Origin of the sequence: Streptomyces sp. WMMB303, assembly GCF_029351045.1 — a bacterium.
In the GTDB taxonomy this organism is placed as follows: Bacteria; Actinomycetota; Actinomycetes; order Streptomycetales; family Streptomycetaceae; genus Streptomyces.
Map to the genome: position 1 here is coordinate 6,188,782 of NZ_JARKIN010000001.1, position 12,546 is coordinate 6,201,327.

A 12,546-nucleotide genomic window follows, 5' to 3' on the forward strand; every position below is an offset into this window, starting at 1 on the left:
GCGGGCCCGCCGCCCCTGTCCGGCGGCCGGGCCGAGCCGTACCTCTGAGATCCCCGCCCGGTGGAGCACCTGGTGCGTCACCGGTGAGGCACCAGGTGCTCCTCCGGGTGCATCGCCGCGTTCCCGCGCTCGTCGGCGCCGTTCCCGCGCTCGTCGGCACCTCGCGCGCCCCTGCGTCCCGCCGGTGGGCTGCCCGCCGCGCGCTCTGCCGCCCGTCCTCCCCTTCGACGTTCCCGCGGCGTTTCCCTCGTTCGTGGCTCCCTCGCCGGACGGGACGTCAGCGTCCGGTCAGCTCGACGAGCCGAACGGGACGTCAGCCCCGGTCAGCTCGGCGCGGATGCCCTCCTCGGCCACCGAGACGCCGCGCAGCCGCACGTCACCGGGCAGGTCGGGCAGCGTGACGCGGAGGGCGAGCTTGTCCGCGAGCTTCGGCTCCTCGATCTTCTCCAGGGCCGCCACCAGGGCCGGGTCGATTCCCGCCTTCTCCAGCAGCTTCGGATGCCGCACGGCGACGTCGAGCAGGTTGAGCCGCATCACCTTGTCCACGAAGTCCGGCGTCCCCGTCACCCGGCTCAGCTCCCGGTCGCTGTGCCGGGCCTGCCGCGCCTGCTCGGGCGTCATGCCGAACCGCCGCGCGATGGACCGCACCCCGAACAGGGCCCGCGCCTTGTCCCGGTCGTGCTGGATGCGCTCGGCCAGCGGACGGGAGAGCCGCAGTCCGGCCTCCTCGCCGGTGCCCGGGGTGAAGCTGAACAGCTCGGGCACGACCAGCCGCATGTCGTCCACCGTGGTGCCCACGCCGTGATCACCGGTACGGGCGAGACGGGCGCGCGCCCGCACCTTGACCTCGGTGTCCGCGACGGGCAGCTCGCCCGCCGCCAGCACGGTGTGCGGACCGCCCGGGGTGAACGTCACCTGCGAGGTGCCCAGTTCCCGGTCGAGGTCGTCGAAGTCGAGCAGCACATCGCCCTTCATCCGGCCGAGCACCGCGCCGCGGACGGAGGAGGGCGCGTCGCCGACGATCCGCACGTCCTCGACCCGGCCGCTGACCTGGGCCACCGAGACCCGCCCCGCCGGCACATCAGGAATCGCCACCTCCACATCGTCCAGCCGGTTCCGCGCCACCTGGGTGAGGAAGGGGAAGCCGTTGATATGCACTTCGGGGCGCGCGTGCAGCTTCAGCGCGCTCTGGACCTGGTCGGCGGCCTTGCCCTCGGCGTAGAGCGCGGCCCACCGGTCGGCGACGCCGAGGAACGCCAGCAGCGCGCAGCAGGCGACGCCGAGCTTGACGGTGCGGGACAGCCGGGAGCGGCGGCGCCTGCGGACGGCCCGCAGATACGGCATCCGGTCCTCATAGGCGGGCTCGTCGTAGTCGGAGCGCAGGCCGAGACCCCGCAGTCCGCCCTCGTGGGGCGCCTCGGACCCGGCGGCCGCGGACCCCGCCACGCCGTATCCGCCGTCCGCGCTCCCCGCGCCGTCCCCGAGCGCCTCGTACGGGTTGGGGGCGGGGATGCCGGGCGGAGCAGTGTCCGCCGGGGCCAGCGACGCCAGTTCGTCGTAGGGGTTGGCCGGAGCGTGGGGGTGCTCCGGGCCACCGTCCCGGCCCAGGAGGCCGTCCCCGCCGCGACCGGCCGCGGACCGGTCCCCGTGCATCCGGAACCGGTCCTGCTGGTCCTGGTGTTCGGGAACTCTCGGTATGGGGGTTGTGGAGTTTGTCGATGAACCGTGGGGGGTCATCGGCTTATGCGAACACAAGCGCGGACGTTACTCCAAGTTCCCGTTCCCGCCGCCCGGCGTTCCTCCGACCGCTGCCCACCGGCCCTGTGCTCCGCCCCGAACCGTGCGTGGCGCACCTGCTGCTACCGTCGACCCGAGGTCGGCTCCCGGACGGGACGGACGGCAGTCCGCCGCAGGAGCACGCGGGCAGGAGAGGTGGCAGCGCACGGTGGCACGCAGCAGCGGCAGCAGCGCCGGAGTGATCGTGGCCGGGCTGACGGCGGCGGCACTCGCCGTGGTCGGCTTCTTCGCCTACCAGGCGTCGGCCGCCCAGGAGCGCTCCGAGAAGCCGTCAGCCGCGAAGTCGGCCAAGCCCTCCCCCGGCTCCTCGGACGGGAAGGGCCGCACCCCCGCCGAGCGGGACACCGCGCTGCCCGGCGACTCGGGTCGGGGCCACCGCGTCGTCTACGCGCTGAAGCGGCAGCGGGTATGGCTCGTCGGCAAGAACGGCAAGGCCACCAGGACCTTCGAGGTCTTCCCCAGCACCGTCGACCCCGAGCCGGGCGCCTACAAGGTCACCTCGCGCGCCTCCCATGTGACCGGCTCGGACGGTGTTCCGGTCGAGAACGTGGTGCGGTTCGCCGACGTGGACGGCGTCACGGTCGGCTTCAGCGCGGCACTCGACGGGTCGAGGCCGCAGCCGGACGCCTCCCGCAGGACGGGCGGCATCCGCGAGAAGCGCACCGACGGTGAGGCGCTGTGGCTGCACGCGCCCATCGGCACCCGCGTCGTGGTGGTGCGCTAGCGACTCCCGTTCCCCGTCACCCTCGACCGGGCTTCCGGACGCAGCCGGCCGGGATCGGGCACAGCCCTCAGCGGCGGGCGGACCGGGTGCGCCGGGCCGGGGTGGCTTCCTCGTCGGAGGTTCCGGCGTCCGACGGCGGGCTGGAGACGGCGGCCGCGGCGGCGCAGGACGCGAGCAGCTCACTCATGGGCGGCGTGCCGTGCGGGGTGTGTCCACCGGCGGACGCCGACTCGTCCCGCGCAGGCGCGTGCGGCGCCCGCGGCGCTCGCTGCTGGGACTGCTGTGCGGTCATGGCTCCTCCAGGGGCGTCGGCACGGTAGCACTTAGGCATACCTAACCGTGCTCTCACCTCCCATGGGACCACGGTCCGCGCCGACCGCGCAACATCTTGCCGACACCATGTCGGCACACCGCGGCGCCGGAGCGCGGCGCCGGGCGGCTACCCGAGAGCTCCGAAGTCCGCCGCGGCCCAGCGCGGTCCGACCCCCACGAGGGTGACCGTCCGCACGTCCTCGGCCGCCTCCGGACCGGTGTCGCCGTCGCCTTCGCCGACAGGCGGGCCGTCGTCGCCGGACGGCGCGGCCCGGCCTGTCGCACGGGTGAGGACGACGTGCAGACGCTGCTCGGTGAGCTCCTCGACCTTGCCCTCACCCCACTCCACGACGACCACCGAATCCGGCAGCGAGACGTCCAGGTCCAGGTCCTCCATCTCCTCCAGGCCGCCGCCCAGCCGGTAGGCGTCCACATGCACCAGCGGCGGGCCGTCCGCCAGCGGCGGGTGTACCCGGGCGATGACGAAGGTGGGCGAGGTCACGGCGCCGCGCACACCCAGGCCCTCGCCCAGGCCGCGCGTCAAGGTGGTCTTCCCGGCGCCGAGTTCACCCGTCAGGAGGACGAGGTCACCGGCGCGCAGCAGTCCGGCCAGCCGCAGGCCGAGCGCCCGCATGGCCTCGGCCGTGGGCACGGTGAGGGTGGTCTCGTTGCGCAGGCTCTCCGCAGCGCCGACGGAACTGCCGGTGCTGCCGGTACTGCCGGTACTGCCGGTACTGCCGGTGCCGTCAGCGCCGGTGCGGTCGCCGGGAGGAGCCTGTGGAGGCGGAGCGGGGTGCTGGTCGTGCGGTGCTTCCATGGGTCCGGATGGTACGCGCCAGCAACTCGGCCAGGTGCTCGTTCACCGGCTCCGGGCGCTCCAGCATGGCCAGGTGACCGGTCGCCTCCAGCAGCACGTACGCGGCGCCCGGCAGCGCCACCACGATCCGCTCGCTGTGCTCGCTCGGCGTCATCAGGTCGCGGTCCCCGGCCAGCACCAGCGCCGGACGGTCGGCGAAGGCGGGCAGCGCGGCGGCCTTCTCGTGCTCGGCGAAGGCGGGATAGAACTCCGCGACGACGTCGACCGGCACGGACTCGATCAGCCGCTCCGCGAACCGCGCCACACCCGGGTCCACCTCACGGGGGCTGCCGAACGAGTACCGCTTGACGACCCCGGCGAACAGGTCGGCGGTGACCCGGCGGCCGCGCTCGACCAGGTCGGACTGGGCCGCCAGCGCGCGGAGCACCCCCGGCACCACCCGGCGCACGGTGCGCACCCCGGCGGCCGGCAGCCCGTAGGTCACCTCGCCGAGCCCGCCCGCGCTGGTGCCCAGCAGTGCCACACCCGCGACGCGCTCCTCGACGTACTCCGGGTACTGCTCGGCCAGTGCCATCAGCGTCATCCCGCCCATCGAATGACCCACCAGCACCACCGGCCCCTCGGGGGCGGCGGCGTCGAGGACGGCCTTCAGATCGCGTCCCAGCAGGTCGATGGAGACCGGCTCGCCGGCCGCGGCCCGCGCGGAGCGGCCATGGCTGCGCTGGTCCCAGTAGACGCACCGGACGGCGCCGCGCAGCGCGGCCCGCTGGAAGTGCCACACGTCCTGGCTGAGGCAGTAACCGTGCGAGAACACCACGGTCAGCGGCGCGCCGCCGGTGCCGGCGGCCCGGCCCCGCACCAGCTCCACCAGCCGCGCCCAGTATCCGGCCACCGGCCCGGCAGCGCCCTCGGCCGCCCCTAGGCCGCGCCCCGAAGCCGACTGCGCCCCGGGCAGCGGGACCGGACTGACCTCGGGGCCGCCCAGCCCGTCGCCGGACCCGGGGGCGGGCGCCGCGGGGTCCGTACCCGGAAGCGGGAAGTCGGCGGGCTCGTCGACCTCGTAGTACAGCTCCGTACCGTCCGCGGCCCGGACCCGGCCCGGAGTCCCCCGCAACGTGCCGTAGGGCCCCGCGGCATCCAGCGCCAGCCGCGCCTTGCGGCGGACGGAACGGTGCACGGTGAGGCGTTCGAGCGCGACCCCGGCCGCGACGGCGCCGAGAGCGGCGCCCGCGACACCCGCCCGGCGGCTCCAGCCCCCGCCTCCGGGCCCGCCGAAACCGCCGCCGGCAACCGCCCCGACCGCGTCCTGTGTGCTGCTGCTGTCGCTCATGCCGCCCCCGTCCGTCCCCTGCGCCCGGTTCCGTCCCGCCCGTCACCGGGGTCCGCGGCCGACCGGCGTGCTGCCGCCCGGCTCAGCCCTCGGCCTGCTCATTGGCGTATACCCGGGGTACCCGCGCGCTGATCCGGGTGACGATCTCGTAGGAGATGGTGCCCGCGGCACGGGCCCAGTCCTCGGCGGTCGGCTCGCCCCCGTCGCCGGGGCCGAAGAGGACGGCGCGGTCGCCCGCCGCGGCCTCGTCGCCGCCCAGGTCGACGACGAACTGGTCCATGGCCACCGTGCCGGCGACTGTCCGCCACTTCCCGGCGACCAGCACCGGGCCTGCCCCGGACGCGTGCCGCGGCAGGCCGTCCCCGTAGCCGAGCGGAACCAGCCCCAGGGTCGTCTCGCCCGGAGTGGTGTAGGCGTGCCCGTAGCTGACCCCGTGGCCGCCGGGCACCTGCTTGACCAGCGCCAGTGAGGCGCTGAGCGTCATCGCCGGGCGCAGTCCGAGACTGTCGGCCGTACCGACCTGTGGGGACGGGGAGAGACCGTAGACGGAGACGCCGGTCCGGACGAGGTCGAAGTGGGACTCGGGCAGAGTGAGGGTCGCGGGAGAGTTCGCGTGGTGCCGCACCTCGGGGTCGAGCCCGGCGCGCTCCGCGACCGCGACCGCTTCCCGGAAGGCGTCGAGCTGCGCGGCGTTGGCGGGGTGGCCCGGTTCGTCGGCGCAGGCGAAGTGCGCCCACACCCCGGTCACCCGCAGCGCGCCCTCGGCCTCGGCCGCCCGCGCCGCCGCCACCAGCCGCGGCCAGTCCGCGGGCTGGCAGCCGTTGCGCCCGAGCCCGGTGTCCACCTTGAGATGCACCCGCGCGGTGCGCCCCGCAGCGCGGGCCGCCGCCACGACCTCCGCCAGCGCCCAGTGGCTGCTCGCCGAGACGTCGATGTCCCGTTCGACGGCCTCCTGCCACGGCCCGCCCGGCGTCCACAGCCAGCACATCAGCCGGCCGGTGTCCCCGGCGTCCCGCAGCGCGAAGGCCTCCTGCGGGGTGGCGGCCCCCAGCCAGCCCGCCCCGGCCTGCCGTGCGGCCCGGGCGCAGCGCACCGCACCGTGCCCGTAACCGTCCGACTTGACCACGGCCATCAGCTCGGCACGCGGCGCGTAACCCCGCAGGGTCCGCACGTTGTCCCGCACGGCTCCGAGATCGATCTCGGCACACGCCCGGCCGGGTTCGGCGGGGGCCCCGCCGGAGGCGGGCAGACGGGTGGGGCGGGACACCTGTGGCACGTCGTTCACGGGTTCAGTGTCGCAGGTGCCGGCATCGGCGCGGCTCTCAGTGACCGGTGGCTCCGTCGATGCGTTCGCGCAGCAGGTCGGCGTGACCGCAGTGGTGTGCGTACTCGCCGATCAGATGGAGGAGCACGCGGCGGACGGAGACGGGATCACCCGTGCGCGCGTGCGTACCGGTCGCGTCCAGGTCCCTGGCGGCGACGATCTCGCGGGAGCGCTCGCACTCCGCACGCCACACCGCCAGCGCTTCGGCCGGGTCTCCCGCCAGGGAGTCGAAGTCCTGGTCGGGGTCGTCGTCCGAGTAGTACAGCAGCGGCACGTCCTCCCCGGCGAGTTGGATGCGGAACCACCAGCGCTCCACCCCGGCCAGGTGCCGCAGCAGTCCGTGCAGGGTCAGCCCCGAGGGCGGTACCGCGCGCTCCGACAGCGCCTCGGCCGGCACACCCGTGCACTTGAGCAGCAGTGTCTCCCGGTAGTGGTCGAGATAGCGGGTCAGCAGCTCCCGCTCGTCCCCGACCAGCGGCAGGGGTTCCCGTGTGTCGTCCGCCCACGGCACGGAGAAGGCGGTCGGCATCGCGCCCGCGGCGCTCTGTTCGCTCATGTCCGGAGTGTGGCACCGCCCACTGACAGCCAATAGGAGCCGGGTCGGCGTCCCCGGCGGGCCTGCCGGAGCTCTGGGGACACGCCTGGCCGGATCGCCGACGCAGGGCGGCCCCGGCCGGCAAAAAGCCGTTGACGAGGCTCGGACAATGATCCTGTGACGTGGACCATTCACCCCGAACCCGTGCGGAGCCCGGCCGCGGTCGCCACCGTGCGCGCCTACATCGGCGAGATCGCCGGCCGGTACTACGGCCGCCCGGCGACCGAGCAGGAGATCGACGCGGCGCTGGCAGCGGAGCCGGACGACGCACTCACCCCGCCCGAGGGCGCCTTCCTGCTGGCCCGCGCGCACACCGACGGCGCCGTCGCCGGCTGTGCGGCCGTCCTGATGGTGGCGCCCACGACGGCCGAGATCCGCCGCGTCTGGGTCGCCCCGCACGCCCGCAAGGGTGGTCTGGGCAAGCTGCTGGTCAACACCGTCGAGGGCACCGCGCTACGGATGGGTGCCGCGAGGGTACGGCTGGACACCCGGCACGACCTGGTGGAGGCCAGGCGGCTGTACGCGCGGCTCGGGTACGCGGAGATCGCCCCGTTCAACGATTCGCCCTACGCCGACCACTGGTTCGGCAAGCAGCTCACCCCGGTGCCCGTCCCGCCGCCGGAGCCGACACACGCGCCGGAGTAGGCCACCGACCCGACGCGCCGGAGCGGACCGCCCGCCCCGGGGGCGGGCCGAGTGCAGCACCAGCGCGGCAGAGGCAGGTCCTTCACGCCTCCCGCAGGACGTCCTGCCACGCGGGGGCCAGCGTCTCGGCGAGGTCCGTCGCGGCGGGCGGGTCGGGGGCCAGCCGACCGGCGAGGCCGTGCAGATAGGCGGCGGCGGAGCCGGCGTCGAGCGCGGAGAGCCCGGCCGCCAGCAGTCCTCCGGCCAGCCCGGTGAGCACATCGCCGCTGCCCGCCGTCGCCAGCCATCCCGTACCGGTCGGATTCACCCGCACGGGGGACATCGGGGCCTCGTCGGTGCCGGGCGGTTCGGCGACCAGCGTCGTGGAGCCCTTGAGCAGCACGGTGGCCCCGGTGCGCCGGGCCAGCTCGCGCACCGCGGCCAGCCGGCCCGCCTCGACTTCCTCGCGGGCCGTGCCGAGCAGCGCCGCGGCCTCCCCGGCGTGCGGCGTCAGCAGGGTGGGGGCGGTACGGGCGCGCACCGCGTCCGGGTCCATCAGCCGCAGCCCGTCCGCGTCCACGAGCACGGGTACATCTGCGGCCAGCACCTCCTCCACGGCCTGGCGGGCGGCCGGTTCGTCGCCCAGCCCGGGGCCGACGGCCCACGCCTGCACCCGCCCGGCGTGCCCGGGCGGCCCCTCCGAGACCAGGGTCTCCGGATAGCGGGAGACCACCGCCTCCGTGCCCGGCCCCACGTACCGCACCGCGCCGGCGCCGCTGCGCAGCGCCCCGGAGACGGCCAGCACCGCGGCCCCCGGATAGCGGCCGGAGCCCGCGACGACGCCGACCACGCCACGCCGGTACTTGTCGCTCTCCGCCTGCGGCCTCGGCAGCAGGCGGGCCACGTCCGCGTGCTGGAGGGCCGCCACGTCCGGGACGGCGGGCAGGTGCGGCTCCAGACCGATGTCGATCAGCCGGACGGCGCCGGACAGCTCGCGGGCCGGGTCGACCAGCAGGCCCGGCTTGTACGCGCCGAACGTGACCGTGGCTCCGGCGGGCAGCACCGGACCCGGCACCTCGCCGGTGTCGGCGGCCACCCCGCTGGGCAGGTCCACGGCGACGACCGGCACCCCCGCCTCCCGCACCAGGTCGGCCAGTTCGACGGCGGCGGGCCGCAGTCCGCCCGTGCCGCCGATTCCGACGATCCCGTCCAGCACCAGATCGGCCCGGGCCAGCAGGGGAGCCACCGGCGCGGCGACGCCCTCCACCACCGCACCCGGCGCGGGCAGCACCCGCCCCCCGGCGGCCCGCAGCGCGGCCAGCCCGCCCTCGTGCGTGCGTTCGGGCGCCAACAGCACCGCCGTCACCCCCGCGCCGCGCCGGGCCAGCCGGGCACCCGCGTAGAGCGCGTCCCCACCGTTGTCGCCGCTGCCGACGAGCAGCACCACCCGGGCTCCGTAGGTCCGCCCCAGCAGGCCCCTGCACGCCGCCGCCAGCCCGGCGGCGGCACGCTGCATCAGCGCGCCCTCCGGCAGCCGGGCCATGAGCGCCGCCTCGGCGGCACGGACGGTCTGCACCCCGTAACCAGTCCTCATGCCCCCAGTGTGGCGTCCGTCTCATCCCCTCGCGCCTCGGGGGCGGGCTCAGCCCTCCGCGACGACGACGGCCGAGGCGACCCCGGCGTCGTGCGAGAGGGAGACATGCCAGCCTCGCACTCCCAACTCGGCGGCGCTGCGCGCGACCGTGCCGCGCACCCGCAGATAAGGCCGCCCCGAGTCGGCGGTGCACACCTCGGCGTCGGTCCAGCGCAGTCCGCCGGGCGCGCCCAGCGCCTTGGCCAGCGCCTCCTTCGCCGCGAACCGGGCGGCCAGCGAGGCCGTGCCGCGCCGTTCGCCGCTGGGCAGCCACAGCTCGCGGTCGACGAAGATCCGGTCCGCCATACCGGGGGTCCGCGCCAGCGAGGCGGCGAACCGGTCGATCTCCGCGACGTCGATCCCCACCCCGATGATCATTGCTGTCCCACTTCCGCACACCCATCCCGGCCGTACCGCCGCACCGCCGTATCGCCGTCCTGCCGCGACCGCGCCGCGCGTCACCGACGGGGTGAGGGTACGCGCCGCGACGGCGCGGAACGCGCTCTCCCCCGCCGGATCACTCGCCCCGTGCCATGCGCTCTATGGCGTCCTCCATCAACTCCAGGTACTCCGACTCCTCGCAGCGCGGCTTGCTGCCCATCACGTACAGCTCCAGCGAGTCCGTCAGGTCCTCGGTCAGGTCCTCGTCGGGGAGGCCGTCGGCCAGGTCGCTGTAGACGTGCCCGGCGTGGCCGGTCAGCGCAGCGGCATCGGAGGTGCGGCGGAGGCGAGGGCGACGTATGCGACTCAAGGGGTGCGACATGGGCGGAACATAGCCCCCATCGGCACACCACGTACACCGTTTGTCCGCAGATTGTCCGACCGATATGACCGGCAGCCGTCCACGGAGCACGCCTGCGACCCGCGACGCTGCGCCCCAGCCACCGGGAACGGCGGACGACAGCGGCCCCAGGGGGTTACCGGAGGTCCACAGCCCCGGCCGCCGGCACCCCGCGCCACCCGCGCAGAATGGCACCGTGCCCACCCGGGGCCGGGCCACCCTCCAGCTCCACAAGGCGGCCGACCACACGGTGCAGCGGCTGTCCCTGCGCAAGCTGTGACCACCCCGGGACAGGCGAGACCCGCAGCGGGGCAGGAGTGGCGCCGGGGCCGGGCGTGGCCCCGGGCAGCCGGTGACCGGGGACAGCCGACGAGACCGGAGGGACGGCGGGACGCGCCGCGCCCCGCCCCCTGCCCCGCGGTTCCGGTCAGCCCAGTGCGCGCTTGACCACATCCGCGAGCCGCCCCGCGACCGCGCGCGCGTGCTCGATGTCCGCGGCCTCCACCATCACCCGCACCAGCGGCTCGGTCCCGGAGGGGCGCAGCAGCACCCGGCCGGTCTCCCCCAGCTCCCGCTCCGCCTCCGCGACGGCGGAGAGCAGCTCGGGCGCGGTCGCCACCCGCGCCCTGTCCACGTCCGGCACGTTCACCAGCACCTGCGGAAGCCGCTCCATCACCCCGGCCAGCTCCGCCAGCGGCCTGCCGCTGGCGGCGACGCGCGCCGCCAGCATCAGACCGGTCAGCGTGCCGTCGCCGGTGGTGGCGTGGTCGAGCACGATCACGTGCCCGGACTGCTCGCCGCCGAGCGAGAACCCGCCACGCTTCATCTCCTCCAGCACATACCGGTCGCCGACCGCCGTCTGCAGCAGTTCGACACCCGCCCGCTCCATGGCGAGCTTGAAGCCGAGATTGGACATCACCGTCGCGACGACGGTGTCCTTGCGGAGCTGCCCGGCCTCCTTCATGGCGAGCGCGAGCACGGCGAGGATCTGGTCGCCGTCCACCTCGTGCCCGGCCCCGTCGACGGCCAGGCACCGGTCGGCGTCGCCGTCGTGCGCCACACCGAAGTCCGCGCCGTGCCGCACGACGGCCTCGCGCAGCCCGTCGATATGGGTGGAGCCGCAGTCGTCGTTGATGTTGAGACCGTCGGGATCCGTGCCGATGGTGACCACGTCGGCCCCGGCCCGCGCGAACGCCTCCGGTGAGACACGCGCCGCGGCGCCGTGCGCCCCGTCGATGACGACCTTCAGCCCGTCGAGCCGGTTCGGCAGCACACCGACCAGGTGGGCGACGTAGTTGTCGAAGCCCTCGTCGTAGTCCTTGACCCGGCCCACCCCGGCACCGGTGGGCCGCGCCCACGGCTCGCCGGCCGTGTGCTCGCGGTGCAGGGCCTCGATCCGGTCCTCCAGCTCGTCGGCCAGCTTGTGGCCGCCGCGGGCGAAGAACTTGATGCCGTTGTCGGGCATCGGGTTGTGGCTGGCCGACAGCATCACGCCCAGGTCGGCACCGAGGGAGCCGGTCAGATAGGCCACGGCGGGCGTCGGCAGCACGCCGACCCGCAGCACGTCGGCCCCGGCGCTGGCCAGCCCCGCCACGACGGCGGCCTCCAGGAACTCGCCCGAGGCCCGCGGGTCCCGGCCCACGACGGCGACCGGCCGGGAGCTCTCCCGTTCCGCCTCGGCGCCGGTCTGCGCCTCGGTGAGCACATGGGCCGCCGCGACGGACAGCCCGAGCGCCAGTTCGGCCGTCAGCCCCTCATTGGCGACGCCGCGTACGCCGTCGGTTCCGAAGAGTCGTGCCACAGTCGTTCCTCCGAGTTCTGGGGGCGTTGTGCGGGATGGTGCGCGTTGTTCACCGGGCGGACCCCGGAGGCCCGGCACACCAGGTATACGCCCCGTGGCCGGCGTGGCCGGCGTGGCCGCGCGGGCGCCGCCGTCACCGCGCCGGATGTCCTACCGGATGCGGCCGGGTGCCGGGCCGAGAGTCGGGACCGGCCCGAACGACCGATGCCCCGTCGGCACCGAAGAGAGGTGCCGACGGGGCATCCGGAAAGCTCGCAGCAGCGAGCGCCGGGTCAGCGCTTGCTGTACTGCGTGCCCTTGCGGGCCTTCTTGAGACCGGCCTTCTTGCGCTCGACCGCACGGTCGTCACGCGTGAGGAAGCCGGCCTTCTTCAGCGGGCCGCGGTTGTTGTCCACGTCCGCCTCGTTCAGCGCACGGGCCACACCCAGGCGCAGCGCACCGGCCTGGCCGGAGATGCCGCCGCCGGAGATGCGGGCGACCACGTCGTAGCGGTCGTCCAGCTCCAGCACCTTGAACGGCTCGTTGACTTCCTGCTGGTGCACCTTGTTGGGGAAGTAGCCCTCCAGGGTGCGACCGTTGATCTTCCACCGACCGGAGCCCGGGATGATCCGGACACGGGCGATGGCGTTCTTGCGGCGACCGGTGCCGGCGGCCGGCTGCGGGTCGCCGAAGCGGGAGGCGAGGGACTCGGAGGTGTACTCCTCCGGGGCCTCGGGGGTCTCGGTCGTGTACTCCTCGACGCCCTCGACGGGGGTCTCGGCGGTGGTCTCGGCCACGATTCTCCTCAGCTTCTCTTCAGTCTTAGGGG

The 12,546-nt window shown here is 75.0% G+C and carries 13 protein-coding genes; 2 read left to right on the forward strand and 11 right to left on the reverse strand.

The features are described from left to right. Window positions 1-288: 288 nt before the first annotated feature. Window positions 289-1,653, reverse strand: coding sequence for a DUF2993 domain-containing protein (locus P2424_RS26835; protein WP_276478277.1), 1,365 nt, complete (start codon window positions 1,651-1,653; stop codon window positions 289-291). A gap of 292 nt (window positions 1,654-1,945) precedes the next feature. Here P2424_RS26835 and P2424_RS26840 point away from each other — a divergent pair, with 292 nt between their 5' ends. Next, window positions 1,946-2,521 carry a hypothetical protein gene (locus P2424_RS26840; protein ID WP_276478278.1) on the forward strand — a complete coding sequence of 192 codons (576 nt, stop codon included), beginning with the start codon at window positions 1,946-1,948 and terminating at the stop codon, window positions 2,519-2,521. Between the two features lie 67 nt (window positions 2,522-2,588). On the opposite strand, the gene P2424_RS26845 is transcribed toward P2424_RS26840, so the two are convergent. From P2424_RS26845 to P2424_RS26865, 5 genes are all read right to left on the reverse strand, one after another. Further along, the gene (locus P2424_RS26845) at window positions 2,589-2,813 is read right to left on the reverse strand and encodes a hypothetical protein (protein ID WP_276478279.1); all 225 of its coding nucleotides are present in this window, start codon (window positions 2,811-2,813) and stop codon (window positions 2,589-2,591) included. Window positions 2,814-2,960: 147 nt separating this feature from the next. Continuing rightward, window positions 2,961-3,650, reverse strand: a complete 690-nt coding sequence (gene tsaE, locus P2424_RS26850; RefSeq protein ID WP_276478280.1) for a tRNA (adenosine(37)-N6)-threonylcarbamoyltransferase complex ATPase subunit type 1 TsaE — start codon at window positions 3,648-3,650, stop codon at window positions 2,961-2,963. After that, window positions 3,580-4,980 carry an alpha/beta hydrolase gene (locus tag P2424_RS26855; RefSeq protein ID WP_276478281.1) on the reverse strand — a complete coding sequence of 467 codons (1,401 nt, stop codon included), beginning with the start codon at window positions 4,978-4,980 and terminating at the stop codon, window positions 3,580-3,582. Before P2424_RS26855 ends, tsaE begins: the two co-directional genes overlap by 71 nt. A gap of 82 nt (window positions 4,981-5,062) precedes the next feature. After that, window positions 5,063-6,229 carry an alanine racemase gene (alr, locus tag P2424_RS26860; RefSeq protein ID WP_276479150.1) on the reverse strand — a complete coding sequence of 389 codons (1,167 nt, stop codon included), beginning with the start codon at window positions 6,227-6,229 and terminating at the stop codon, window positions 5,063-5,065. A 73-nt stretch (window positions 6,230-6,302) separates the two neighbouring features. Further along, window positions 6,303-6,860, reverse strand: a complete 558-nt coding sequence (locus P2424_RS26865) for a DinB family protein (RefSeq protein ID WP_276478282.1) — start codon at window positions 6,858-6,860, stop codon at window positions 6,303-6,305. 156 nt (window positions 6,861-7,016) lie between these two features. Here P2424_RS26865 and P2424_RS26870 point away from each other — a divergent pair, with 156 nt between their 5' ends. Then, entirely contained in the window at window positions 7,017-7,544 is a 528-nt protein-coding gene (locus P2424_RS26870; RefSeq protein ID WP_276478283.1) for a GNAT family N-acetyltransferase, read from the forward strand. Between the two features lie 82 nt (window positions 7,545-7,626). On the opposite strand, the gene P2424_RS26875 is transcribed toward P2424_RS26870, so the two are convergent. From P2424_RS26875 to rpsI, 5 genes are all read right to left on the reverse strand, one after another. Then, window positions 7,627-9,117: an NAD(P)H-hydrate dehydratase gene (locus P2424_RS26875; RefSeq protein WP_276478284.1), complete on the reverse strand. Its 1,491-nt coding sequence runs from the start codon at window positions 9,115-9,117 to the stop codon at window positions 7,627-7,629. Window positions 9,118-9,165: 48 nt separating this feature from the next. After that, entirely contained in the window at window positions 9,166-9,534 is a 369-nt protein-coding gene (locus tag P2424_RS26880; RefSeq protein WP_276478285.1) for a holo-ACP synthase, read from the reverse strand. 139 nt (window positions 9,535-9,673) lie between these two features. Continuing rightward, window positions 9,674-9,919 carry a hypothetical protein gene (locus P2424_RS26885; protein ID WP_276478286.1) on the reverse strand — a complete coding sequence of 82 codons (246 nt, stop codon included), beginning with the start codon at window positions 9,917-9,919 and terminating at the stop codon, window positions 9,674-9,676. A gap of 445 nt (window positions 9,920-10,364) precedes the next feature. Continuing rightward, complete coding sequence (gene glmM, locus P2424_RS26890) at window positions 10,365-11,738, reverse strand: phosphoglucosamine mutase (RefSeq protein WP_276478287.1); 1,374 nt, start codon at window positions 11,736-11,738, stop codon at window positions 10,365-10,367. Between the two features lie 272 nt (window positions 11,739-12,010). Beyond that, window positions 12,011-12,514: a 30S ribosomal protein S9 gene (gene rpsI / locus P2424_RS26895; RefSeq protein ID WP_019354921.1), complete on the reverse strand. Its 504-nt coding sequence runs from the start codon at window positions 12,512-12,514 to the stop codon at window positions 12,011-12,013. Window positions 12,515-12,546: the final 32 nt, after the last annotated feature.

Excerpts from the sequence above, each read along its gene's own strand:
- P2424_RS26835 (WP_276478277.1), bottom strand. The coding sequence starts at position 1,653 with ATGCACGGGGACCGGTCCGCGGCCGGTCGCGGCGGGGACGGCCTCCTG.
- P2424_RS26845 (WP_276478279.1), bottom strand. The coding sequence starts at position 2,813 with ATGACCGCACAGCAGTCCCAGCAGCGAGCGCCGCGGGCGCCGCACGCG.
- tsaE (WP_276478280.1), bottom strand. The coding sequence starts at position 3,650 with ATGGAAGCACCGCACGACCAGCACCCCGCTCCGCCTCCACAGGCTCCT.
- P2424_RS26855 (WP_276478281.1), bottom strand. The coding sequence starts at position 4,980 with ATGAGCGACAGCAGCAGCACACAGGACGCGGTCGGGGCGGTTGCCGGC.
- P2424_RS26865 (WP_276478282.1), bottom strand. The coding sequence starts at position 6,860 with ATGAGCGAACAGAGCGCCGCGGGCGCGATGCCGACCGCCTTCTCCGTG.
- P2424_RS26875 (WP_276478284.1), bottom strand. The coding sequence starts at position 9,117 with ATGAGGACTGGTTACGGGGTGCAGACCGTCCGTGCCGCCGAGGCGGCG.
- P2424_RS26880 (WP_276478285.1), bottom strand. The coding sequence starts at position 9,534 with ATGATCATCGGGGTGGGGATCGACGTCGCGGAGATCGACCGGTTCGCC.
- P2424_RS26885 (WP_276478286.1), bottom strand. The coding sequence starts at position 9,919 with ATGTCGCACCCCTTGAGTCGCATACGTCGCCCTCGCCTCCGCCGCACC.